General features: G+C 36.5%; 20 protein-coding genes and 1 pseudogene. 20 read left to right on the top strand and 1 reads right to left on the bottom strand.

Translation table 11 applies throughout. The features are described 5' to 3' along the window. Nucleotides 1-44 precede the first annotated feature (44 nt). From V7127_RS10845 to V7127_RS10890, 10 genes and pseudogenes are all read left to right on the top strand, one after another. Nucleotides 45-485 (top strand): DUF3830 family protein, encoded by a 441-nt coding sequence (locus tag V7127_RS10845; RefSeq protein WP_335485818.1) that lies wholly within the window; start codon nucleotides 45-47, stop codon nucleotides 483-485. 73 nt (nucleotides 486-558) lie between these two features. Then, nucleotides 559-1,905: an MFS transporter gene (locus V7127_RS10850; protein WP_335485821.1), complete on the top strand. Its 1,347-nt coding sequence runs from the start codon at nucleotides 559-561 to the stop codon at nucleotides 1,903-1,905. A 256-nt stretch (nucleotides 1,906-2,161) separates the two neighbouring features. Further along, entirely contained in the window at nucleotides 2,162-2,704 is a 543-nt protein-coding gene (locus tag V7127_RS10855) for a helix-turn-helix domain-containing protein (RefSeq protein ID WP_335345083.1), read from the top strand. 31 nt (nucleotides 2,705-2,735) lie between these two features. Continuing rightward, entirely contained in the window at nucleotides 2,736-4,778 is a 2,043-nt protein-coding gene (locus V7127_RS10860) for a hydantoinase/oxoprolinase family protein (RefSeq protein ID WP_335485824.1), read from the top strand. Between the two features lie 2 nt (nucleotides 4,779-4,780). Then, a complete protein-coding gene (locus tag V7127_RS10865) occupies nucleotides 4,781-6,514 on the top strand; it encodes a hydantoinase B/oxoprolinase family protein (protein WP_335345085.1) in 1,734 nt (577 codons plus the stop codon). Nucleotides 6,515-6,530: 16 nt separating this feature from the next. Continuing rightward, a complete protein-coding gene (locus tag V7127_RS10870) occupies nucleotides 6,531-6,857 on the top strand; it encodes a cupin domain-containing protein (RefSeq protein WP_335345086.1) in 327 nt (108 codons plus the stop codon). 250 nt (nucleotides 6,858-7,107) lie between these two features. After that, nucleotides 7,108-7,857 carry an aspartate/glutamate racemase family protein gene (locus tag V7127_RS10875; protein ID WP_335345087.1) on the top strand — a complete coding sequence of 250 codons (750 nt, stop codon included), beginning with the start codon at nucleotides 7,108-7,110 and terminating at the stop codon, nucleotides 7,855-7,857. A gap of 78 nt (nucleotides 7,858-7,935) precedes the next feature. Then, a complete protein-coding gene (locus tag V7127_RS10880; protein WP_335345088.1) occupies nucleotides 7,936-9,282 on the top strand; it encodes an MFS transporter in 1,347 nt (448 codons plus the stop codon). A gap of 391 nt (nucleotides 9,283-9,673) precedes the next feature. Next, nucleotides 9,674-10,062 (top strand): annotated as a pseudogene (locus V7127_RS10885) (OsmC family protein). A 202-nt stretch (nucleotides 10,063-10,264) separates the two neighbouring features. Beyond that, entirely contained in the window at nucleotides 10,265-10,483 is a 219-nt protein-coding gene (locus tag V7127_RS10890; protein ID WP_335485829.1) for a hypothetical protein, read from the top strand. A gap of 582 nt (nucleotides 10,484-11,065) precedes the next feature. On the opposite strand, the gene V7127_RS10895 is transcribed toward V7127_RS10890, so the two are convergent. Beyond that, the gene (locus tag V7127_RS10895; protein ID WP_335485832.1) at nucleotides 11,066-13,159 is read right to left on the bottom strand and encodes a prolyl oligopeptidase family serine peptidase; all 2,094 of its coding nucleotides are present in this window, start codon (nucleotides 13,157-13,159) and stop codon (nucleotides 11,066-11,068) included. A 1,398-nt stretch (nucleotides 13,160-14,557) separates the two neighbouring features. Here V7127_RS10895 and nikB point away from each other — a divergent pair. The 10 genes from nikB (at nucleotide 14,558) to V7127_RS10945 (ending at nucleotide 25,970) form a co-directional block, all read left to right on the top strand. Next, a complete protein-coding gene (gene nikB, locus V7127_RS10900) occupies nucleotides 14,558-15,499 on the top strand; it encodes a nickel ABC transporter permease (protein WP_335485835.1) in 942 nt (313 codons plus the stop codon). Nucleotides 15,500-15,517: 18 nt separating this feature from the next. Continuing rightward, a complete protein-coding gene (locus V7127_RS10905; protein ID WP_335485839.1) occupies nucleotides 15,518-16,408 on the top strand; it encodes an ABC transporter permease in 891 nt (296 codons plus the stop codon). Nucleotides 16,409-16,429: 21 nt separating this feature from the next. After that, a complete protein-coding gene (locus V7127_RS10910) occupies nucleotides 16,430-17,989 on the top strand; it encodes an ABC transporter substrate-binding protein (protein WP_335485843.1) in 1,560 nt (519 codons plus the stop codon). A 238-nt stretch (nucleotides 17,990-18,227) separates the two neighbouring features. Next, nucleotides 18,228-19,109 (top strand): MBL fold metallo-hydrolase, encoded by an 882-nt coding sequence (locus V7127_RS10915; RefSeq protein WP_335485846.1) that lies wholly within the window; start codon nucleotides 18,228-18,230, stop codon nucleotides 19,107-19,109. Nucleotides 19,110-19,194: 85 nt separating this feature from the next. Further along, nucleotides 19,195-21,021 (top strand): M3 family metallopeptidase, encoded by a 1,827-nt coding sequence (locus V7127_RS10920; protein ID WP_335485849.1) that lies wholly within the window; start codon nucleotides 19,195-19,197, stop codon nucleotides 21,019-21,021. A 123-nt stretch (nucleotides 21,022-21,144) separates the two neighbouring features. Then, nucleotides 21,145-22,215 (top strand): M24 family metallopeptidase, encoded by a 1,071-nt coding sequence (locus V7127_RS10925; RefSeq protein WP_335485852.1) that lies wholly within the window; start codon nucleotides 21,145-21,147, stop codon nucleotides 22,213-22,215. A 213-nt stretch (nucleotides 22,216-22,428) separates the two neighbouring features. Continuing rightward, the gene (locus V7127_RS10930) at nucleotides 22,429-23,445 is read left to right on the top strand and encodes an ABC transporter ATP-binding protein (RefSeq protein WP_335485855.1); all 1,017 of its coding nucleotides are present in this window, start codon (nucleotides 22,429-22,431) and stop codon (nucleotides 23,443-23,445) included. Between the two features lie 45 nt (nucleotides 23,446-23,490). After that, the gene (locus V7127_RS10935) at nucleotides 23,491-24,465 is read left to right on the top strand and encodes an ABC transporter ATP-binding protein (RefSeq protein WP_335485859.1); all 975 of its coding nucleotides are present in this window, start codon (nucleotides 23,491-23,493) and stop codon (nucleotides 24,463-24,465) included. A gap of 399 nt (nucleotides 24,466-24,864) precedes the next feature. Beyond that, nucleotides 24,865-25,437 (top strand): chromate transporter, encoded by a 573-nt coding sequence (locus tag V7127_RS10940; RefSeq protein ID WP_335485862.1) that lies wholly within the window; start codon nucleotides 24,865-24,867, stop codon nucleotides 25,435-25,437. After that, a complete protein-coding gene (locus V7127_RS10945) occupies nucleotides 25,437-25,970 on the top strand; it encodes a chromate transporter (RefSeq protein WP_335485865.1) in 534 nt (177 codons plus the stop codon). Before V7127_RS10940 ends, V7127_RS10945 begins: the two co-directional genes overlap by 1 nt. Nucleotides 25,971-26,068 lie beyond the last annotated feature (98 nt).

Below are 26,068 nucleotides of genomic sequence, written 5' to 3' on the forward strand. Positions count from 1 at the left end.
TAGAATTCACTGGAAATATGAACTTAAGAGGATGTGCAGCAGCGTTGAAAAGAATAAGATTTCGGTTTGAAGGCGGGGGAGAGATTTCAGCAACTTTGCTTGAGGGGAGGGCCCCATTAACTTGTGAGAGGATTTGGAATGCTCTTCCGTTAGAAAGTATCGCTACTCAATCAAGATGGTCAGGCAGGGAATTCAACTTTACCTATAACAAACAGGACTTGCCACCAAGAGAAAATCAGACCATTTATACAAGTGTTGGAGAAGTGTGTTATTGGCGGGATTGGAATTGGGAGGAAGAAGGCGCTCTCCCGCAGGCTTTAGCCATTTACTATGGTGCTGAGCTGGCAAGAAGCCACAAAGGCAGTGAGCCTGTTAACGTTTTTGCCCAAGTCGATTATTCGGAATTTGACAAGCTTGTTCAAATTGGCGAAAGAATTTGGCTTGAAGGGAAAGAGAAGATTTATATTGAGAGATTGGAAGACTAGCTAACTAAATCTCGTTTAAAGAATCAACTTTTAAAATTGCTGAGTATTCAGTTTCAATGGGAGATGAAAATATATGTCCAATGCTGCGTTGAAAGCTAAAGCTGAGTCAGTTATGCAGGTGGGAGAATTATTTAAGGATATGCCATTTAATAGCCGACACGCATTTGTAGGAATGGTTCTATTCTTTGCATTTGTAGTCGAAGCATGGGAAATGATGATTATCATCTTCCTAAGTGGAGCGATTGCAGCTGAATTTAATCTAACAGCGGTACAAACAGGTTCAATCATTGGGGCTATATTTCTAGGAATGATTCCTGGGGCTTATATATGGGGATTCATTTCGGATAAAATTGGCCGTAAAAAAACAATGATGTACAGTTTATTGCTTTATACTTTATTTTCTTTAATCAGTGTGTTTTCTGTTAATTTTGAAATGTTGTATGCAGGCAGGCTATTAGCAGGTTTAGCATTGGCAGGAATGCTAGTTTGTATTTTCCCATATTTTGAGGAAATGCTTCCTGTGAAACAAAGAGGAAAATACGGCGGTTATTTATCAGCAGGATGGCCGATTGGAGTCCTTATTGCTGTAGGAGTTACGGTTTTATTTATGGAGGTTGAAGGTGCTCTTGGCGGCTGGAGAGTTGTCCTATTTATCAGTTCTTTAGGTGGATTATGGGCGTTTATGTTACTGAAAATACCTGAGTCTCCATACTGGCTGGCTGGAAAAGGAAGGCAGGAGGAAGCAAGGGAAGTAATTAAATACTTAAGTAAAGGTCAAATTGTTCTTGATCCAAATACAAAATTAAATGTTTTAAATGTAAAACAAGCCAACTATTTTGAGATTTTTAAAGGGAAATGGCTAAAGTTAACCTCATTGCAAACAATTGTAAACTTTACTCTTGCATTTGGTTATTGGGGATTGTATACATGGATTCCGACATTGTTAATGGAAAAAGGGTTATCCATGTCACAAAGCTTAGGATTCCTGGCTTTAACTTCCATTATGCAGATACCAGGTTATATGGTTGCCTCCCATCTGACAGCTAAGTTTGGAAGGAAAAAGATATTGTTCCTATTTGTAACTGGTGCAGCCATCAGTGGTTTCTTATTCGCCTTTTCATCCAATATGGTTGAGCTATATGCATTTAACTTTCTTCTTTCTTTCTTTAATCAAGGGGCATGGGCCGTGTGGAATACATGGTTTGGCGAAGTTTATCCGACAAATGTCCGCGGTGCTGGCTATAGCTTCGGAGCAGCATCACAGCGCTGGGCAAATACTTTTGCGCCATCGATAATCGGTTTTGTCATTGGAATGGGATGGACATTTGGGGCAACCGTTTCATTCATAGAGGCGTTTGTTGTGGTAACAATGATCACCATACTGTTTATTCCGGAAACGGAAGGGAAGATACTAGAGTAGTGGTAATGTAGGCGCAATATGTAGTTAATATAGGCATTATCACTAGAGAACTTGCTTGAAGCAGGTTCTTGTTTTTATTACTGTTAGACAAGGAGTTGATGGAATTAATTGATAAGATTTAATTATTAAAATTATCTTTAAATTTATAATTAATTATGATATTATGAAAAATATTATAGTAACACTATAAAAAATAAGGTAAAACCTTAAAATTATAGTTTAACTATAAAAAGTGTGTGAAGAAAGGATCACCTAGATGGACGAAATTAGTGCAAAGGTTAAAGATCTTAGATTAAAAAATAGTGCTACATTGAAAGAGTTAAGTGAAAAAACTGGACTTTCTGTAGGATTTCTTTCTCAGGTGGAAAGGGGGACATCCTCGTTAGCTATCACTTCGCTTAAAAAAATTGCAGATGCATTTGAAGTAAATATGACTTATTTTTTTGAGGATCAGCATGGACAAAACTATGCAGTCAAAAAAGCTGATCAAAAAACTTTTAAAATGGAAGGTTCTTCTTCCAAATATGTAAGGTTAAGTGGAGAAATTCCAGGCAGACAACTTGAGGCTTTAAGAGTAACCCTAGCGCCGAATTATAAAGACAGTGAGGTATTTAGCCATCACGGCGAGGAGATCCACTACGTGTTAGAAGGGACGGTTATTTTCAGAGTAGGTGAAAAGGAATACCTTTTAAATGCAGGAGAATCTATTCACTTTCCATCTGAGAAACCGCATCAGTGGGAAAATCCGCTGAATCAAGAAACTGTATTATATAGTGTTTTGACGCCTGTAATTTTTTGAAGATTTTGACTTGTGGAAAGGATGGGGAAAAATGAGAGTTGCAACTGATATTGGCGGTACTTTTACTGATTTAGTATATGTAGATGAACAAGGAAGGTTTGGAGTTGCAAAAAGCCACACAACACCTCCGAATTTTGAACAAGGTGTAATCGATGTCATTTCAAAAAGTGAAGTAGACCAAGAAGCCATTACAACCTTTATTCATGGTACAACTGTTATTATTAATGCGCTTACTGAGAAAAAAGGAGTAAAAACAGGTCTCATTACAACTAAGGGCTTTAGAGATGTACTGGAAATTGCCCGCGGAAACAGACCTGATTTATTTAATGTGCGTTATAAAAAGCCTGAACCTTTTGTAGAGAGAGCTTTAAGGAAGGAAGTAGAAGAAAGACTCAATTATAAAGGTGAAATACTAACACCCCTTAATAGTGATCAAGTAAAGGAAATTATTGAATATTTCAAAAGGGAAGAAGTAGAAGCAATTGCAGTAGCATATTTGCATTCATACGTAAACCCAATTCATGAGCAGAAAACTGTAGAACTAATTAAAGAGCTTTGGCCAGAAATCGCTGTAACGGCTTCCCACGAAACAACAAAAGAATGGCGCGAATATGAGAGAACAAATACAACCATTCTGAATGCTTATGTTCAGCCGATAGCTTCTAGTTATATAGAGCGTCTCCAGAATAAACTTGAGGAAAATCAAACGAATAGCAGGAACTATATTATGCAGTCAAATGGGGGAACGACAACATTTGATCAAGCAAAAAAACTTCCAATTAACATGGTTGAATCTGGTCCAGTCGCTGGAATTTTTGGAGCAGCGGTTCTAGGAGAACTGATTGGCGAAAAAAATATTATTGCCTTTGATATAGGCGGAACAACAGCAAAATGTTCATTAATTGAAGATGGTGAAGTAAAAGTAACAACTGACTACTATATTGATCGTAATTCTAGGAGTGCAGGGTATCCAATAAAAGCGCCTGTAGTTGATATTGTTGAAATTGGAAACGGTGGAGGATCTATTGCGTGGATTGATGATGCAGGTTCTTTAAAGGTAGGACCACAGTCAGCCGGAGCATTGCCAGGACCAGTTGCGTATGGACAGGGAGGTACTAAACCTACAACTACAGATGCAAATCTATTTACAGGAAGACTTTCAGCTAAAAACTTTGACTATAAGGTAGATATTTCAAGGGTAAAACAAGCCATTGAAGAAAATGTTGCCAACCATTTTGATATTAGTCCAGAAGAAGCTGCACTTGGCATCATCCGTATTGCTAACTCTAATATGCTAAATGCATTGAAGTTAATTTCGATCAGAAAAGGGCATAACCCTAGAGAATTTACATTAGTCGCTTTTGGAGGAGGAGGATCTATGCATGCTCCTGCCCTTGCAAAAGAACTAGGGGTAAAAAAGGTGGTTATTCCATTAGCATCTCCTGTATTTTCAGCTTGGGGTATGCTGATGACAGACCTCCGACATGACTATATTAAAACATATATAAAACGAATCAATGCTATTGATTTAAAAGAAATAGCAAATGAATGGCACACGATTGAAAGTAATGCATTCCTGCAATTTGAAGAAGAAGGCGTTGAAAAACAGAGAGTGATGTTTACTAGATTTGCTGATATGCGTTATGTGGGACAAGAACATACTGTGAAAGTTCCAGTGCCTGGCGGTGAATGGACTAATGAAGATATTCATGAAATAGTAGACAAGTTCCATGAATTGCATGAGAAAAACTTTACCTTTAAATTGTTGAATGCACAAACAGAAATAGTAAGTCTTCACGTAACGGCCTTTGGAAAAGTTACAAAGCCAGAATTACAACAGAATGAAAAGGAAGGCAATATTGAAGAGGCACTTAAAGAGATTAGACCAGTCTATTTTGAGGAAAGAGGCTGGATAAATACAAAAGTATATGATCGTAGTAGTTTGCCAACAAATGAAGTGATACAAGGGCCTGCTATTATTGAAGAGAAGTCAGCCGTTACGGTTATTTATGAAGGGCAAAATCTTTTTGTAGATGGTTATGGGAATCTAATCATTACTACGGGGGTTGAGTAATTATGGTAAAGACAAATGTGAAGGTAGATCCATTTACTTTAGAAATTGTAAAAGATTCCTTACTTGCTACAGGGGATGAAATGTTTTATGCACTTGCACGCACTTCAATGAGCCCTATTATTTATGAAGTTCTTGACTACGCAAGTGGGTTAACAGATTCTAAAGGACAGCTTTTGACCCAGGGGAATGGCGTAACCGGATTTATTGGAATGTTAACCTTTATGGTCAAACAAACAATCGAGAAATTTGGTAAAGACGGCAACCTAAAACCTGGAGATATTATCATCATCAATGATCCATATGGCGGCGGCGGATCTCATTTATCGGATGTTGGATTAGTCATGCCAATCTTTCACGAAGGTGAATTGATCGCATTTTCAGCAAATAAAGCTCACTGGACGGAAGTGGGTGGGAAAGATCCAGGCTCATTCACTAATGATGCAACGGAAATTTTTCAAGAGGGACTCCAGTTTCCATGTGTGAAACTATTTAGTGAAGGCATTGTTAACCAAGGACTTGTCGATGTATTAGAGGCAAATGTTCGCTTTCCTGAACTTTCTCTTGGAGATATGTGGGCACAGGTTGCAGCATTGAAAACAGGTGATAAGAGGGTAAGGGAATTATGTGATAAGCATGGACGGGATATTATCCAAGCTTCAATCGATTATTTACTCGATCATGGGGAACAATTGGCTAGAAAAGAACTTGCTAAATTGCCAAAAGGTACCTTTGAAGCTGAAGATGTAATTGAAACAGACGGAATTGGTAATGGACCGTTTCCTATTAAAGTTAAGGTAACGATTACTGATGACGAGTTTATTTGCGATTTCCGCGGCAGCCATCCGCAAGTGCCTGGAACTGTGAATTGTTCATATACTGGTCTTGTGTCAGCGGTACGAGTTATTTTTCTTGCGATGACGAATCCATCACAAGATGTCAATGATGGGGTATTCAGACCATTAAAAGTATTGGTAGACCGGAAATCTATTATGTCAGCAGAGCGGCCAGCTCCTGTTTCTAATTACTTTGAAACACTTTTAGGCAGCTTAGATTTAATCTGGAAGGCGATGGCTCCACATTTACCGGAAAGACTTGCAGCAGGTCATCATTTATCTGTATGTTCCGTAACACTGACAGGATTACATCAAGATACGAATGAACCGTTTTTAATTGTGGAACCTTCAGTCGGCGGTTGGGGTGCAGCAGAAGGACAAGATGGTGCTGCTGGACAGTTCTGTGTGGCTGATGGTGAGACATACAATGTTCCTGTTGAAGTAGCTGAAACTCGTTATGGAGTTTTAATAGATGAATATAGTTTGAGAACAGATGGAGCAGGATCCGGGAAGGCAGTTGGCGGTTCTGGAGTTATTCGTTCGTACAGAGCTTTAACAGATGGTCAATCTGCTACTATTACTTACGGAAGAAATCAAACAAAACCTTGGGGTGCGAATGGAGGCATGGATGGGTCCAATAATGAGTTCTATATTGAAAAGGCAACTGGGGAAATTGAAGGACCATTTGGAGTATATGCCCGTTATCCATTGAATAAGGGTGATGTCGTTAAATTAATGACTGGTACAGGAGGGGGCTATGGAAATCCTCTTGAACGTCCAGCCCATCTTGTTGCTAAAGATGTAAAAAGTGAATACATTACGCCAGAGCAGGCACGAGAGGTCTTTGGAGTAGAAGTAGATTTACAAACAGGAGAATATAAAGAATTAAGCATTCGCAGTTAGAATAGGAGGGAAAGAAATGAAAGTTGTTCAAGAGACAAAAAGTTTTGATGCTACTAAAACGATCATGGATACCTTTTTTCATGATGAAAGAAAACATGCAGATATCCAGTTTGGAAAAGTAAGTATTGCACCAGGGGAACGTGTTCCAGTCGAAGGATTGTCTTGCCATGAAGGAAATGAATATTCATTTATTGTAAAAGGAAGCCTAAAGGGTGAAAGTGGCGGGGAATCCTTTCAGATTCAAGCGGGTGAAGCAACCTTTATTCCAGCAGGTGAAGAACACTGGTGTCTTAATACAGCACAAGAACCTTGTGAAATTGTATGGGTATTAGTTAAAGAATAATAGAAAGACATGGGGGCGGCTATTATTGCTTAGGATGAGTGCAAGTCTATTAAATTAATTGACAAGCGCCCCCTCAATATATGAATTTAGCTCACATAACGCTAATGATCTTACCTAGATAACCTCCTTAAGGAGGGCTCCTTTCATAGTTCTGCAAAAAAATTAACATTTCACCAGGTCCAATACACACGATAATTAATTCATCCAGAATGATATTCATAATAACTTTGAATAGAAGAGAGGAATTAACGTGAGTAAAAGAATTCTATGGATCAATCCAATTACTACAGATTTATTTAATCAAACTTTTGCAGAGGAATTCCAAAAAGTAAAACAGCCTGACACAATAGTTGATGTTGTATCTTTAGTTCCTGCAAATGGTCCCATTCATCTTGAATATAACTGTTATGAAGTAATGATTATGCCAGAATTACTAAAATTAATTAAAAAAGCTGAAGAGGACGGATATGATGCTGCGATAATTGGCTGTTTTTATGATCCAATCTTAAGGGCTGCTAGGGAAGTTTCAAAGAAAATGGTAGTCACAGCACCAGCAGAGGCCAGCTTGCATATTGCGACAACATTAGGTGAAAGTGTTTCTATCGTAGTTGGGAGAAGAAAATGGATTCCAGAGATGAAAGAAAATGTCCACAAATATGGATTTGCAGACAAATTAGCCTCATTCAAATCAATTGATTTAGGTGTCCATGATTTTCAAAAAGACCATCATGAAACATCTAGCCGCATAAAACAAGCTGCAAAAGAGGCGGTAGATAAAGATGGTGCAGATGTCATAATCCTAGGCTGCACAATGGAATTTGGATTTTATAATGAGGTTCAAAAAGAAATAGGTGTTCCTGTTATTGATGCAAGTTTGGCACCGCTAAAATATGCAGAATTCTTAGTTGAAATTAAGCAAAAGTTTAATTGGAGCCATAGTAAATTAGTAGGTTATCAGTCTCCACCAGAGAAAGAAGTTTTCCAATGGGGGCTATTTTAAGGATTGCTGTCAGTAAAAAGAAGGGCAAAAAACGAAGATAAATTACTGAAAATTCAGTTATAATTGGGGGTTTTTACCATGGTAAATGGTGCATTAAGAAAAAAAGCTGAATCAGTGGTGCAGGTAGGCGAACTATTTAAAGACATGCCATTTAACAGCCGACATGCTTTTGTAGGGATGGTTCTATTCTTTGCCTTTGTAGTTGAAGCGTGGGAAATGATGATTATTATCTTTCTTAGTGGGGAGATTGCAGCTGAATTTAGCTTAACAGCAGTACAAACAGGTTCAATCATTGGAGCTATCTTTTTAGGAATGATTCCCGGGGCTTATATTTGGGGATTCATTTCCGATAAGATTGGCCGTAAAAAAACAATGATGTATAGTTTATTGCTTTACACTTTATTTTCTTTAATCAGTGTGTTTTCTGTTAACTTTGAAATGCTGTATGCAGGCAGGCTATTAGCAGGCTTAGCATTGGCAGGAATGCTAGTTTGTATTTTCCCTTATTTTGAGGAAATGCTTCCTGTGAAACAACGAGGAAAATATGGCGGTTATTTATCAGCAGGTTGGCCAATCGGAGTCCTTATTGCTGTAGGAGTTACGGTTTTATTTATGGAGGTTGAAGGTGCTCTTGGTGGCTGGAGAGTTGTCCTATTTATCAGTTCTTTAGGTGGATTATGGGCATTTATGCTGCTGAAAATCCCTGAATCTCCATACTGGCTGGCTGGTAAAGGGCGCCAGGAGGAAGCGAAAGCGGTCATTAAATTTTTAAGTAAGGATCAAATCAATCTAGATCAAAATACGAATTTAGAAGTTTTAAATGTAAAACAAGCCAACTATTTTGAGATTTTTAGAGGGAAATGGCTAAAGTTAACGTCATTGCAAACAATTGTAAACTTTACGCTTGCATTTGGATATTGGGGATTGTATACATGGATTCCGACATTGTTAATGGAAAAAGGGTTATCTATGTCACAAAGCTTAGGTTTTCTTGCATTAACTTCCATTATGCAGATACCAGGTTATATGGCTGCTTCCCATCTTACTGCTAGGTTTGGCAGAAAAAAGATATTGTTCCTATTTGTAACTGGTGCAGCCATCAGTGGTTTCTTATTCGCCTTTTCATCCAATATGGTTGAGCTATATGCATTTAACTTTCTTCTTTCATTCTTTAATCAAGGGGCATGGGCTGTGTGGAATACATGGTTTGGCGAAGTTTATCCGACAAATGTCCGCGGTGCTGGCTACAGCTTTGGAGCAGCATCACAGCGCTGGGCAAATACTTTTGCCCCATCGATAATCGGTTTCGTCATTGGTATGGGATGGACATTTGGGGCAACCGTTTCATTCATAGAGGCGTTTGTTGTGGTGACAATGATTACCATACTGTTCATTCCGGAAACGGAAGGGAAGATACTAGAATAGCACTAGATTTTAAGGATTAATCTCATAAAGTCACTAAAAGTAGTTTAATTTGAGTTTATGGAAGAACTTGCGTGTAGCAAGTTCTTCTTTTTAAAATTAGGTGGTGTGGTTATGAGGTTCACAGTGAAAGAAATGCTAAGTTATAGTAATATACCTTAATATTATTTTCTTATCCTCATTAAAAATAGATTCAGTAAAGGAAAACTTTGGTTGGGTATTATTGATGCGGTAGTGGTGTGTGAGCACTTGCACGGCTAACTTTAATATGGTGGGAGGCAAGCGATTCACCTAAAAATTTGTAATGTTATGAATAATTAATTAAGATAGAGTACAAGAAAAGGGTTTAGATGTTTTTTCTACCAATATAAATAATTTTAAAGGAGTATCCTTGATGAACTTTCATATGACTGAAAATGGATTTGTAACGGAATGTGCCTACGGAGAACTTAATGTTCTGGTAATGACCAATATGGATTTCGCCCATATCAACTTCTTGTTTCATCTATTGCCGTTTGTAGCGGAGGAACTTTACGAAAAGTTTTAGAAAGAATGCGAATTTCCTATCAAGATATTATTATTCAAGCGGATGTAGAAAGAAATGAAAAGGCAGCTAATCGAATAGAAAAGATTCACCTCCATTTTGTGATTTTAGGAGTAGAGTTGAATGAGACAAAGATAGAAAAAGCTTTAATCGTCGCTATGAAAAATTGTTCCATGGTTCAATCTGTGAAAAATAGCATTGAAATTACTGAGTCCTTTGAAATAGAAGATACAAAATGAAAACATGATATTTTATTTTTTTTTGGCAAGTCCCCTAGTCTGGTAAAGTGTTACCGAACTGGGGGACTTGTTCTTTTTATTGCCAGCAAACCATTGAACTGCAATGAATTTTGTCAGGATCAAGAGGTAAAAAAGATTATTGATGTCTTTTATCGTAGTTACCCGGTAATCAAGAAGGCTTTATAATGACCTTACACGCCAAATGAACGTCTATGTATACTATGTATTAAAAGATTCCGGGTATATGCATATTGATCGTTATCAAATAGGTAGTGGTGATAAGAGATACAGGATCGACATCAAAGGAGAAATTGTTACTGCTATTATGATGGGCTTAAACTACGACAATATCAATGCAACTAATCACAGCAATCTAGCCATCCTCTTTGAAACGAAAGGAAATCAAGAATTGGAAATCTAGGACAAAAATCAAACGGGCATTTAGTCAAACAAAATTTTCTTGGATTAAAGGCTTTACTTTACGGCTTAGCCACAGGTGAAGTAGAAAAGGTTAATCCAAACCGTTGGATGAAGAGATTCCTGCTTACCCGCTAGCTAGCTATCAAACAGACTCTGGAATTATTTCAGCAGCAATTTATTAAGAAAATTACAAAGTCTTATAAGGAGGTATATTGCTATTACAGGAGAGCTTTTGCTTTTTTACTGTTAAATTCGGGAAAAGAAAAGGGATATCACAGAAAATCAGTCTTCACTGACTTTCTGGATCTCCCTAGTATTTTTTGTCAATTTCATCGAGTACAAGAATAAAATTCCGATCTTACTCAGTAAGTCCCACGGGACAAATTTTGCTAATTCTATCCACACCCTTTTAACTCCGCAAGTTCTTGCTTGACAGCAGTCGGGCGTTCGAAGTCTCCGGGGGACGTTACGGTCCAACTCAGCAATTTATTGAGCAACCCAGCAAGTTGTGATTTGAGTCTACAAGTTTCGTGCAACGTCACCATTCATTAGAAATGTCCCAAAAACGAAAGAATACAAATGATTATGAATTCTCATTTCTAGGGAGTTCCACATCTAATTCCTTAAACAAAAAAGTCAGTAAGTCGGTTTGTTCCTCAATTATTTTTAATGTAGGCTTTCCTTCTCCATGCCCAGCATTTTTTTGCTCTTTATATAGGATGGGATTCGGCCCTGATTGTACTTCTTGTAAAGTAGCTGTAAATTTTTTTGCATGTATAGGGACAACACGGTCATCACAGTCTGCTGTTGTAACAAATGTTGGTGGATAAGCTGTACCTTTTTTTACATTATGCAAAGGAGAATATGGATATATAAATTTAAAATGGTCTGCAGTTAATTCAGCATTGCCAAATTCATTTAACCAATATCTTCCAAACGTAAACTTATGAAAGCGAAGCATATCAGTAACCGGCACTAAACATAATGCTGCTCCAAATAAATCTGGACGTTGGATAATACAAGCGCCAACAACTAACCCACCATTACTTCTCCCCATAATTGCTATTTTCTTAGAATTCGTATAGTTGTTTTCTATTAACCATTCTACAGCAAATATAGCATCATCAAAGGTGTTTTGTTTCTTTTCCAATATAGCATCTTCATGCCATTTTTGACCAAATTCTCCACCTCCACGAATGTTAGCTAGAGCGTAAACTCCACCAGCATCTAACCATGTCATAATTTCTGGGGAAAATGTCGGCGTTTTACTAATTTTATATCCTCCATATACAGAAAGGAGTACGGGATTATTGCCTTTTAATGCTATGTTTTTTTTATGAATTAAATACATGGGTATGATGGTCCCATCTTTTGAAGGATATGAAACTTGTTTTGTTTCATATTCGGATTTATTGATCCTAGGAGCTTCGACTGTAAATATAGCAGATAACTCATTTTTATTTATCTGATATTTCATAATTTGTGTAGGTTGGAAAAAGGAAGTATAAGCTACTAAAATTTCTTCTTTAGTTTTTGTAGCACCTACCCCAGTAACGGTAACATGATCTGGGAGAGGGACTTCCTTATGGAAAGCACCATCCATCGTGTATAAGCTTAATTTTCCATTGACATTATGCATGGAAGACACAATGAAATAATCATGCAATTTTGTTACAGAAACCATTGTTTCTTCTTGTTCAGGAATAATCTCAATCCAATTATCTTTTTGAGGCCGTTTAAAATTAATGGCAACGACCCTTCCATTTAAAGCGCCTTCACTTGTTAAATAATAAAACAGATCTCCCTCATTACAAATAAAAGTATAATTTGCTTTATCGTCTTCAAAAAGCCGAGAAAACGAATTAGGTTTTTCTAATTCAGTAAAATAAATTCTACTTACAGGTTGTGGACCATTATGAGCTCTTAACAATAAATACTCGTTATTATTGGAAATGAACGGTTCATAAGCAAGTTCTTTCTGTTCAGGATCTTCAAAAATAAGCACATCTTCTTCTTGGGAAGTTCCAATCTGATGCCAAAAAACCCTATTATGGTAACTTGCCTCTTCGTTTGCTGGTCCGTTCAAGATCGGGTAATTACTATAATAAAACCCATTATTCTTTTCAACCCATGCGATAGATGAATGCCTTCTTAGCTTCAAAGAGTCAGGATAATCTTCACAAGTCTCGAGATTTTTCACTTTAATTTCTCTGCCATCACTTCCATTTCGGGACAGGGCATAAGCCATCCATTTACCGTCTTTACTAAATGTTACATTCGTTAATGCAACTATTCCTTCTTCGCTTAACAAGTTAGGGTTAAATACAATTTCGAGCTCCGTATCATGCAAATTTTTTGTACGGTAAAAAATCGGTTGATTATGTAGACTACTATTTTTGTGAAAATAGTAATAATCTCCAATTAATTGTGGAAGTGAGTATTTTTCATAATTTAGCCTATTCGTAATACTCTGTTTAATATACTTCCGGTCTGGGAAGCTATTTAAGTAATCTTCTGTATTTTGATGTTGCTCTTCCGTCCACTTCTTTGTTTCTACTGAATCAGCATTCTCTAACCACCTAAAAGGATCTGTTACTTCTGTACCATGGAAATTATCCACCACATCACTTTTGTTCATTTGACATAAACTCCTTTTGATTTTTAATAGAAATAACATGCAAGAAATATACCAGAAATAGGACTCAATATGCTTGTTGGTAAGCTATAAAAACTTCAGGAAAAGCTTGCTTGAATTAAGGGTAATCCCTTTCCCCATAACACCTACAGTATTAACAAAATTAACAAGTACTTCAAAAGGACCAGCTTAAAAGTTACTATTTTATTTTTTATCTCTTTCGTCACTTCCCTATATTAAACTTCCAAAAGCCCTTGTTTCCTCAATAATACTTAAACATCCTGTTAAAGAATTTTTGAGTAATTAAATGAGAGATCATGAGTTCTCAATATTTAAACATATGGGAACCCATCCTAATGACAAGATTGTTTTATCAAGGTAAAAGGTGGTATAACCGTGCGTGTTTTCTCCACATTGCATATGGTCGCTTTCTCTGCCCCTTTCATGGGGATCTCATCCCTATATTCCTTCATCGTCCTTCGTATCCACAAGGTGAAGGCCAGATATACTCTTCTAAGCAGGACTTTTGCCCGTGTGGAATAAATAAGCATCAGCTCTGTATTGTTGGTATTTTTACGAAAACTAAAATTAATTGGTTATTTGTTACGCTACAATCTTAAGCAAAGTTCTACTAGTCAAGCTCTGACCCAGCAAGTTTCTGCCACGATACCACTAGTCGAAATTTAGTCAGAAGAAAATTATGTTTCTATTTTAAAGTATCAAATGTTTAAAAATTTATACTTTATAAAATCACATTTAAAATATTTTTACATTCTATTCTAAATTAATTTTTTAAATATTTTTACGCTTTATTCAGTATTTGTAAAAAAAAATTTACATAAATGCATTTTTATCATTATTATTCTCAATTTAATTTCCAAAGTTTATTTTTTCATATTGTGTAATTTTGTAGAATTTTCTATTTTATCGCTTATTTCGATTTGCAACTTCGAAGAAAGCGAAATTAGAAAAAAATTTTGGCATGTTAATTGCATGTTTATATGTGAAGTAAGCATAAAGGTATTAAATGTTTAAGTAGTGAATGTAAGCGTTATTAAATAGCTTACAAAATTCCTACGCACCTACCTGGATTAAAAAACGAAAAGGGGGAGTATCGTATACCGTAATTTCATCGAATTATTGCTTTGGAGAAATATTAAATAGAATGAAAAATCACTCGAAATTTATAGTGGATTAAAAAAGAATGACAATTCCCTTAACAAACCATTGAATGTAAAGGGAGATAAATCTCTAAAAATATAAACATAAAGTAATTCCAACTTGCTTACAGCAGATTAAATGTAAGGGAATACAAACTACTTAAAATACATAATGTAAAGGAATTTAAGTCCGCTTGAATATGAACCTGTAATACGATTTAAAAAATCTAAATATTAGGAACATTATAAACAAAGGGTTTTGTGAGGAAGGGGTGTTTTTTTGATTCGATTAATTGCAACAAGACTGGTGCAAATGATTTTTCTACTTATTGGAATATCATTTATTGTCTTTCTAAGTATGCATATTACACCAGGTGATCCTGCTACGATCATTGCAGGTACCGAAGCTTCAGCAGAAACGATAGAGCAAATTCGAATAAATATGGGGTTGAATGATCCTATACTAGTTCAATACGGAAATTATATGTTAGGTCTTTTACAAGGAGATCTAGGATACTCTTATCAATCGAGCCAAGATGTTGCACAAGCCCTATTTAGTAGATTCCCAACAACTTTGAAATTAACTATTTCAAGTATTATTGTTGCCACTTTCATCGGGGTTACCATGGGAATAGTTTCAGCACTAAAACAAAACACTTGGTTAGATTATGCTAGTACAACTACTGCATTAGTTGGTGTTTCCATTCCTAACTTTTGGTTTGGAACTGTACTAATATTACTATTCTCTGTTAACTTACAGTGGTTTCCGGTAACTGGTATGAGTAATCCGTGGTACACATTGCAGGGTTTCAAAGAAATGGTATTGCCTAGTATTACTTTAGGGACCGCATCCGCAGCAATGATTGCGAGAATGACAAGATCAGAAATGCTAGAGGTAATAAATGCCGACTATATTCGTACAGCAAGAGCAAAAGGTGTGAAAGAAAGTAAAGTTATTTTGTTGCATGCATTTCGAAATGCGATGATCTCTGTATTAACGGTGGTTGGCTTGAACTTTGGTATTTTACTAGGTGGAACGATCATCGTAGAACAAGTTTTTGCTATTAATGGTTTAGGGCGTTTAATGATTGATGCGATATCTCAACGGGATTCGCCAATGGTGCAAGGTGGAGTTTTACTAATTGCAACTTTGTTTGTCGTTGTGAATCTCATTGTCGACTTACTATATGCTATGGTAGATCCTCGAATCAAGTATGAATAAAAGGAGTTGATGAAATAGATGTCAGCAGGGGAGATTTCGACTGAAAAATCAAGTCAAATAAAAAGCCCGAATGCTTTTATTGATTTATTAGGTAATCTATTAAAAAACCGTCTTGCAATTATTGGGATTAGTATTATTGCTATCCAAATAATTTTAGCAGTATTTGCTCCTTTTATAGTTTTCTATGAACCAACCCACCAGAATTTAGCAGCTTCTCATTTAAAAATTGGAAGTGAAGGACATTGGCTAGGTACTGATCAGTATGGAAGAGACGTCTGGAGTCGCCTAGTTTATGGTGCCCGCATTTCTTTATTTGTTGGTGTAGGAGCAACAGTATTGGGACTAATAGGAGGTGTTGCATTAGGTTTAATATCAGGCTATTATAGCCGCCTGGATGGAATTATTATGCGTATTATCGATTTAATGTTTGCATTTCCGAGTATTTTATTAGCATTATTGATTATTTCAATTTTAGGAACGGATCTAATTAACGTAGTATTTGCAATTAGTATTTGGACTATGCCGTCTGTTGCGAGGCTAATAAGGGGAAATGTCTTAAGTATTAAAAAACAAGAATATATTCTTGCCTTAAGGTCGATGGGTGCGAATGATTTCAGAATTATCTTGAAACATATTTTACCAAATTGTACCGCTCCAATCATCGTTACTGGGACAATGAAAACGGCAACAGCAATTTTATCGACAGCTGCTTTAAGTTTCCTAGGCCTTGGTGCCCAACCACCAACTCCAGAATGGGGAGCGATGATAGCAGATGGTCAGATCCATATGTGGAATTCGCCACACTTAGTACTCGTTCCAGGAGTCGCAATTATGTTAGTAGTATTTGCATTTAATATTGTGGGCGATGCTCTCAGAGATGCATTAGATCCAAAAATGAAAAAAATTTAAAATAAGAAGGAGATAATAAAAATGAAGTCAACCTTGACAAAGATGAAACTATTTACTTGTTTATTAGTATTATCTATTTTGCTTATTGGTTGTAGCTCTACTGAAAGTGTAAAAGATGTTAATACAGAAAAAGATGCTCAAGAAGATGTTGTACAAGAAATTGTAGTAGCCATTGAAGCCGATCCTGTTGGATTATCACCTACCAGGATCTCGGATATTAACTCCTATCAAACTACAAATCATATGTATGAAAACTTATTTCGCAGAGATTCTGAAACAGGGGAAATTGTTCCTCATTTAGCAACATCTTATGAGAATCCTGACGATAATACTTGGATATTTGAATTAAGAGAAGGAGTGAAATTCCATGATGGCACTCTATTTAATGCGGAAGCAGTTAAGTACACTTTTGAACAACTAGTTGATCCTGATACTGCTGCTCCTGGTGCGCATTACTTGAAATTTATGGAGGGTATCGAGGTAGTAGATGAATATACTGTGAAAATGACTACTAATAAACCAAATGCCGATGTACTCCCTGTTCTTGCGCTGTCTACATTAGCAATTATTAGTCCAGAATCAGATCAAAATCAAAACTTAATGGAAAAACCTGTTGGAACTGGTCCATTTAAATTTGAAAGTTGGACACGTGGAGACCGTGTCGTAATGACGAAAAATGAAAATTATTGGGGAGATGAACCAAAGTTAGATAAGCTTACATTTGTTACCGTTCCAAATGCTTCAACAGCTTTATCCATGCTAGAAACTGGGGATGCAGATGTAGTGGCTACTGTTGAAGTAGAAAATATATCTCGAGTGGAAAGTATGAAGAATGCTAAATTATTTCAAACAGAGGGATCTGGTTCTTACTTCTTTACTTTTAATATGGAAAAAGAACCAATGAACGATTTTGAGTTCCGTAAAGCTGTTGCAATGGGAATTGATGCAAAATCATTTGTAAATCAATTAGGCGGAAATGGTTTTTATTCCCCTACATTATTTGGACCAGCTGTAACTTACTATGATGAGTCTGTTTTAGGAAATGAATATGAATATGATCCAGAAGCTGCTCGTAAAATTATTGAAGAAAAGGGTTATGATCAATATGAGCTTACACTATACACGACATCAGACCGTCAGGCTTATAAAAGAATGGCAGAAGTTACTCAAGCTCAGTTAAGTGAAATTGGGTTAAATACAAAAATTGAAATGATGGAATGGGGAACATTCCTTGAGGCAACTGGTGAAGGAAAACAAGATTTGTTTGTCATTAATACTTCGAATTCAATGACTGGGTTAGAAACAATGTATGGTTTCTTCCACAGTGATGGTATTGGCGGGAATAACCGTAGTCAATATAGTAACCCGGATTTTGATGAATTAGTTTTTCAAGCAAGACAAACACTTGACGAAGAAAAGCGTCAAACATTAATTAATACAGCGCATCAACAAGTCATTAAGGATATCTTTATGGTGCCAATGTTTCACTCAAAAAATACACTTGGTCTTAATAAATCTGTTGAAGGTGTCATTGTTTTACCTAACGGAGTAATTAACTTAAGCGAAGCATATAAACAGTAAAAATATATTTACCAATACATGAGATTAAGACTTTGACAAATATGGATGGTAGGCATCGAAAACGTTAATAAGGCTTGAGCCCTTCTTACAAGGCTCGTTTCATTACCCAGAAACGTCATGAAATATTTTACTTTTTCCTTATGAAGTTTACGGCGCTTACTGTCACATTTTTTGATAAAGTGAACAAACGATTTACATGATTATTGTTAAAATTCGGTAAAAGGGAGAGTGATCTTACATGATTCAAGAGAAAAAGGAGGAAGTTATGCGCTTATGGTTATTAGGTACAGGAACTCCGGACCCTTCACTAAACAGGGCTTCTTCTGGATATTTAATACAAATAGATGATGATTACATTATCTTCGATCATGGGTTTGGTGCTTATCACAGACTTCTACAGCTTGGTGTACCAATAACAAAAATAACGCATGTCTTTCTTTCTCACTATCATTTTGATCATATTGGTGATCTACCTAGACTACTGCTTACGCATTGGGATCAAGGAGCAGGTAAGGTGGATGATTTGAACATATATGGACCACAACCGTTACAACAAATTATCGACGGTTGTATTTCGATGGACGGACTTTTCGGGCCAGATTTAGTCGCTCGAACAAACGCCAAAAGTAGCTTACAAGTTTATGCTTCACGTGGAGGGGATGGTACCCGTGCAAAGCCAAATCCAAAACTACAACAATTAGAAAAAGGCGATATAGTTAGCGAAGAAAACTGGACAGTGAAAGTAACAGAGGGTTATCATCAACAGCCATATTTAACTCCTTTAGCATTTCGTCTAGAACATGGTGGAAAATCAATCGTTTATTCCGGGGATAGCGGTCCAAAGGGGGGATTAGAAAAATTTGCACAATCTTGTGATGTCCTCATCCACATGTGTCATTACATTAACGGAATGATGGATAAAGATGAAGACGTCATGGGGCATATAGAGCTTGCCCAACTTGCAAATAATGCGAATGTTAAGAGTCTCGTGTTAACCCATATGAATGAAGCATTATTTGATCAACCTGGAATAAAGGAAAAAGTACTTCAAGAAATGGGCGAAATATATAAAGGGAAAATATATTACGGTGAAGATTTAATGGAAATTCCTGTGATCTAAATAATGTTGAAAGGTTGTAGGATTCACGAATGATCTCATAAACTACCTACTCATCTAACTTAACAAGATATGGAGTGATCAAATAATGGGCCAGATAAGCCGTGAGAATGTCCCGATAGAAGAAACTTGGGATTTGACGGATATTTTTAGTTCGGATAAAGAATGGAAACATTCTTTATCGGAGTTGGATGAGAGGGTAACGGAAATGAATTCACGTCCTCTCTCTATAAGAAATTCCAAAGATTTATTGAAAAGCTTACTTGAGTTTAATCAACTTTTAGCAGATCTAAATCGTACGACTAGTTACGCATTTAATAAATTTTCTGAGGAAGAGTCTAATTCGAATAATCAGAACATGCTGGGTATTTCGAATAATCTAGATAATAAAGCAAATGACGTAAAGATCAATTTTGTTAACACTATTTTAAGTATACCGAAACATGTAATTGATAAGTACATAGAGGAAGAAAAGCATTTGAAGCCATTTCAGCGATTTTTAGAGAGAATTAATGAAATTCGCGATCATTCTTTGTCCGAAGAATTAGAAAATGCACTAATCATTTTAGATGACACGCTAACAGCGGCTGAATTTATTTATAAAATTATCAATTCTTCTGATTTAGCATTCGAATCTGTAAAAGATAAAAATGGTAAATTAGTCCCTATTTCTTTGCATACGTATATGGCACAAATTGAAACATCACCAGATACAGAATTACGTAGAAACGCATTCAATTCATTAAAAAATGGATTAGTAAAACATCAACATGGTATAGCCAAAACGTTGGCAACAGAAATTAATAAACATGTTGCGTTAGCGAAATTACGAGGGTATCCATCCGCTATAGATATGCTACTTCAACATTCAACCCCTTCTAAAGATTATTATTCAATTGATGGGGTTAAAGCAGAATTTTTTGAAGAGATTTTAGATACATTCCAGCAAGGATTATCTTCTCATTTTCAAAGATATGCCAAACTTAGAAAAAAACAACTTGGATTAGATAAGTTATTATTCTCAGATGTTAAAGCACCATTGGATCCTGAATATGATCCTTCTATTACCTTTGAAGAAGCTGGAAAAATTAGTGTAGAAGCGGTCAGTGTACTTGGGGAAGAGTACCGTGAGGAAATGCGACAAGCATACAATAATCGATGGATATATCATGCAAATAATAAAGGCTGTAGAATGATTCCGTTTGGAAGAGGCACATATAATGTGCACGGATATTCATTTTATCCTTGGGGCGGTAATCTGTTCGATATGCTCCTTTTAGGTCATGAGCTCGGACATGCGATTCATTATTCTTTATCAGGAAAGCATCAACCAGCAGTTAACTTTTCCCAGTCACAATACTTTGCTGAAGCACCGTCTACCATGGTAGAACAGTTAATCGTTAATTATTTAAAAGAAACTAGAAAAGACGATGTAAGATTACAACGATGGTTAAACATGTATTTAATGATGAGTTACCATCATAATTGTGTAACCCATATTTTAGAAGCGGAACTATTACGCAGATTATATAAAGCCGCTGAAAAAAATATTCCATTAACTACTACCTTTATCAGTGAAACAAAAGGTGCAATTTTATCAGAATTTTGGGGAGATACGGTCGAGATTGATGAAGGTGCCAAGTTAACTTGGATGAGACAAAATCATTATTACATGGGCCTTTATCCATTTACCTATTCCGTAGGAATTACTGCTTCAACTATCATTGCCCAAAGGATTAAAACAGAAGGAGTTTATTTAGGAGAACAATGGACGAATGTACTGAAACAAGGCGGTAATAAAAACGGCTTTGATTTGTTTCAAATGGTCGGTTTAGACATGACAACAATGGAGAACTTCAAGAAAACAGTTGATCATATTGGAAAAATTGTCGATGAATTAGAAAAAAGTTTTTAAAACATACTCCCAATCTCGTTTGCATGTAGATTGCTAATCTAATCTAAAAATCTTAATCTATTTCCAAAAAATAGATTTGAAAATAGATAGTTTGAAAAATAAATCTTAAAAGCAGGTGTCGGAATGACGTTAATATCTTCCATACAAAATAAACTGAGAGAAAATGATGTAGATGCAATACTGATTACGAATGCGCTGAATCGACGTTATGTTAGTGGGTTCACTGGTTCTGCGGGAATTGTCATTATTACAACAACAGATGCCATTTTTATGACGGATTTCCGTTATGAAAATCAAGCATATGAACAAGTAAAAGGCTTTGAAATTATAACGTACAAACAGTCAGATGCCATGTATAACAATGTCATTCGAAAAATAGATCAATTAAATATTGATAGACTAGCGATTGAATCAGATGATCTGAACTATGAAAAATTCATCATGCTATCAGAAAAAGTGAATGCAACATTAGTCCCGATAAGTGCATTTTTAAGTGAATTTCGTGCCATTAAAACACCAGAAGAAATTGCTAAGTTGAAAAAGGCAGCAGAAATAACAGAAAAAGCGTTTGTCGAAATTTGTGAATTTATTCGTCCTGGTCTAAGCGAATTTGAAGTGGCAAATCAACTTAACTTTATTTTAAGAAGAGAAGGCGGAGACATGGACGGGCGACAAATGACGGTTGCTTCAGGATACCGCTCGGCACTTCCACATGGAAGACCTAGTAACAAAATCATCCAAGATAATGAAATGATTATTTTAGATTTCGGTGCGCTCTACCAAGGGTATCACTCTGATATTACAAGAACGATTGCGATCGGGAATCCACCTGAGGAGTTAAAAAAGATCCATGGCATTGTATTAGAAGCATTAACATATAGTAAAGAAAATATTAAAGTGGGCATGAGTGGGAAAGAAGTAGATGCTTTGGCTAGAGATTATATTCATGAAAAAGGATATGGAGAATATTTTGGCCATGGTGGTGGTCATGGATTAGGGTTAGCTATTCATGAAAATCCATTTTTCTCATCAACTTCCGACCATATTCTTCAAGAGAATATGGTAATTACCATTGAGCCAGGTATTTACATTACTGACCTTGGAGGCGTTCGTATTGAAGATAATCTCATTATTAAAAAAGATACAGCCCATGAGAACATTACGAACTCCCCAAGGAATTTAGTGTTTTTTTAGACAAGTAATTGGGCTGTAACAGCTTCCCCTAAAATTAAAATACGGTATCTTTCAAAATAAGTATGTCAATTCTGAGTTAAATAATATGTTCAAGGAGATAAGGATTCATTGCATCTGTAATAAGCTATAGAGGGGTTGTGGACTTTCAGTAGCTCCTCCAACTTATACTAAACTGGAAAAGCAATAGGTCATCCGATAGAAAGTAGGGATTAGATGAATCAAAGTTTACTAGAAGTAGAAAATTTAACAACTAAATTTTCAACATCTAAAGGCGATGTAACAGCAATAAACAATATTTCTTTGAAAGTTGACCGCGGAGAAACAGTTTGTATCGTAGGTGAGTCGGGCTGTGGGAAAAGCATGACCGTTCTATCCATTTTGGGCCTACTACCTAAAAACGGAAAAATAGCTGCAGGAAAAGTTAAATTTCAAGGCAAAGAATTGAACACATTATCCAAAGAGCAAATGAGAGAAATTAGAGGAAAGGAAATATCGATGATATTTCAAGAACCGATGACGGCACTTAATCCAGTGTTTACGATCGGTTTTCAACTTAGAGAGTCGTTAATGATACACACTAAGATGACTAAAAAGCAGGCAAACGAACGCGCAATAGGACTTTTAGACAAAGTAGGTATACCTTCTTCCAAAAAAAGACTAGAACAGTATCCACATGAACTAAGTGGTGGTATGAGGCAACGTGTAATGATTGCGATGGCGCTAGCTAGTAATCCTGCACTATTGTTAGCAGATGAGCCGACGACCGCACTTGATGTAACCATTCAAGCACAAATCCTAGGTTTAATTCAAGATTTGAAAGATCAATATAATATGGGATTGCTGCTGATCACTCATGATATGGGAGTAGTTGCCGAAATCGCCGATCGAGTCATAATAATGTATGCCGGGAAAATCGTGGAAGAAGGGACCGTAGAGGAGATTTTTACATCCCAAAAACACCCTTATACCGAAGGACTATTAAAATCAGTTCCCGATGTAGACAATCCTGATTTTAAACTCCAACCAATACCTGGAACATTACCTAATATATCAGATGAAATACCAGGATGTCGGTTTCATCCACGTTGTAAATATGCGATGGATATATGTAAAAAGAAAGATCCTATTTCCTTTACATTTAGTCCAGATCATTATACAAATTGTTGGTTATACGAGAAGGATAATCAAAGTGATGTTCATAAGTCCATTTCTAAACTTAGTGCAATATAGGTTAAGATGGACATCCTCCTTTAATGAATAGGAAAGGGTGGCAGTATGGCGAAAGAAGAGAAAGTATTAGTATCATTAAAAAACGTTAAAAAGTATTACCCAGTTAAAAAGAAGACATTATCTTTTGAAAAGGAATATGTAAAAGCAGTAAACGGGGTAACTTTGGATATAATTGAAGGGGAAACAATGGGAGTGGTTGGTGAATCCGGATGTGGAAAATCAACTCTTGGCAGAACAATCATTCAATTAGAGGAAATAACAGATGGCGCTGTTTTCTTTAATGGGGAAAACATTCATGAAAAATCAAACGCAGAATTTAAGAAATTAAGAAAAGATATGCAAATGATTTTTCAGGATCCATTCTCTTCACTAAATCCAAGACAAAAAATTGGCAATGCATTAAGAGAACCAATGGATATTTATCATCAATATTCTAAAAAAGAAAGACAGGAAAAAGTCATAGAATTATTGAAAGAAGTAGGATTGAAGGAAGAGTATGCAAATAGATATTCCCATGAATTTAGCGGAGGGCAAAGACAACGTGTCGTTATTGGAAGAGCCATTGCGTTAAACCCTAAATTTATTGTCTGTGATGAGCCTGTGTCCGCACTAGATGTTTCCATTCAAGCGCAAATTATTCAACTACTTCAAGATCTGCAAGAGAAACATAATTTAACATATATGTTCATTTCTCACGACCTCGGAGTAGTTCGCTATATATGTGATCGTGTTCTAGTCATGTATAGGGGGAATATGGCAGAATTAGCACCAGTAAAACAATTATACGAAAACCCAAAACATCCATATACCAAAATTCTTTTATCCGCGATTCCACGTGTCAATTTAGATAAGAGAAGACAAAAGGTAGTGGAAAAAGAGAATAGTTTAGATCTTTCCACTTCTTCCAACGGATGTGTATTTGCACCCCGTTGTCCTTTAGCAACCTCAAAATGTAAGGAAGTGGAACCAGAGTGGAGAGAACTGGAACCAGGGCATTTTGTTGCATGTCATGAAGTGTAGTGAAGCGAGCAAATGCAAAATGTCCAAACCTATGGCAATTGAAACCCAGATCCTGCAGAAGAACGCTCTATAACTCGAGTCGATTCCATGGCTGTTCCGGCTCCTTTATATACGAGAAAAGTACAGACGATAATTACGATCAACAGAAAAAAAGTGGACAATAGTCGGCTCCAATGCTACGGCAGATGTGCATTAATGATGTCCACTGCAATATGCCCCTTCATCCGCAAAACATCCGCTCCTGCATAAGCGTCTAATAATCCCCACCTGTGCATACGGATGGGGATTCGATTAATATTTAGGTAACTTGTTAAATGCAATATTATGCGGGGCAGTGAATCCAGGACAGATGGTGTTGTATCAGCATGGTAAAACTTTAAAATAAGAGGGTGTTATTATATGAACCACTGGCATCTCTTTTTAGCTTTTTTCCGGTCGGGTATGCTTGGATATGGAGGTGGTCCTTCTTCCATTCCCCTTGTTCATAAAGAGGTAGTTGAGCGTTATAAATGGGTTAATGATGAGGAATTTGGGGATATTCTTGCACTGGGAAATACTTTACCAGGACCAATTAATACTAAAATGGCAGGTTATATTGGATATCGTGTGGCTGGTCTGCTAGGCATGTTAAATGCTATACTGTCATCGATTTTGCCTACTATTCTATTAATGGTTGTTTTACTCACTTCCTTAGCTTCCTTTAAAGACTTACCTTGGGTAGCGGGGATGACAAGAGCGGTAGTACCGGTAGTCGGTGTTATGCTAGCTGTGTTGACATGGGACTTTTTCAATAAATCAAAAAAGAAAATGGGCTGGGGGAAAAGTATAGGCCTTGTTGCTTTTAGTTTGGTGATTATTCAGTATTTAGGCATTCACCCCGGTATTGTGATTACAGGCATATTAGTATATTCCCTTACAAGAAAAGATAGAGTCGTACATGAACAGAAGCTCCCTAAGAGGGGGATTAGTTAATGATTTACTGGCAAATTTTTTTAGCTTTTTTCATCCCCGGAATTTTGGGGTATGGAGGGGGACCTGCTTCAATCCCCCTCGTTGAACATGAGGTCGTAGACAAATACGGATGGCTCACTGTGAATGAGTTTGGGGAAGTACTGGCAATTGGAAATGCACTTCCCGGACCTATTGCAACCAAAATGGCCGGCTACATAGGCTATATGGAAGGAGGTATCCTTGGATCCATAGTCGGCGTATTCGCAACTGTGGCACCTTCACTCATATTAATGATTGTTCTACTACAAATATTGTATAAACATAAAGAATCTCCAAAAGTTCAGGCATTGACCAACTTGATTAAACCCACAATCTCTGTTCTTCTTGGAGTAATGACATACCAGTTCTTCCGAAACTCTTTTTTGGATGCTGGCTGGATTCACACTTTATTGCTAATTGCTGTAAGCTTTATCCTATTGGAAAAGCTTAAAATTAGACCTGCTTTTATTATTGTAGGGGCGTTGTGTTATGGGGCTATTTTTTTGAGTTACTAAATAACTTTATAGATACAAAATAAACTAGATTAATTGGTAATGAAAAAACAAAGCGCTTACAGTGATAAGCGCTTTGTTCAGACTGTAGGCAAACTCGA

Source organism: Bacillus sp. JJ1773, assembly GCF_036962035.1.
GTDB lineage: Bacteria > Bacillota > Bacilli > Bacillales > Cytobacillaceae > Cytobacillus.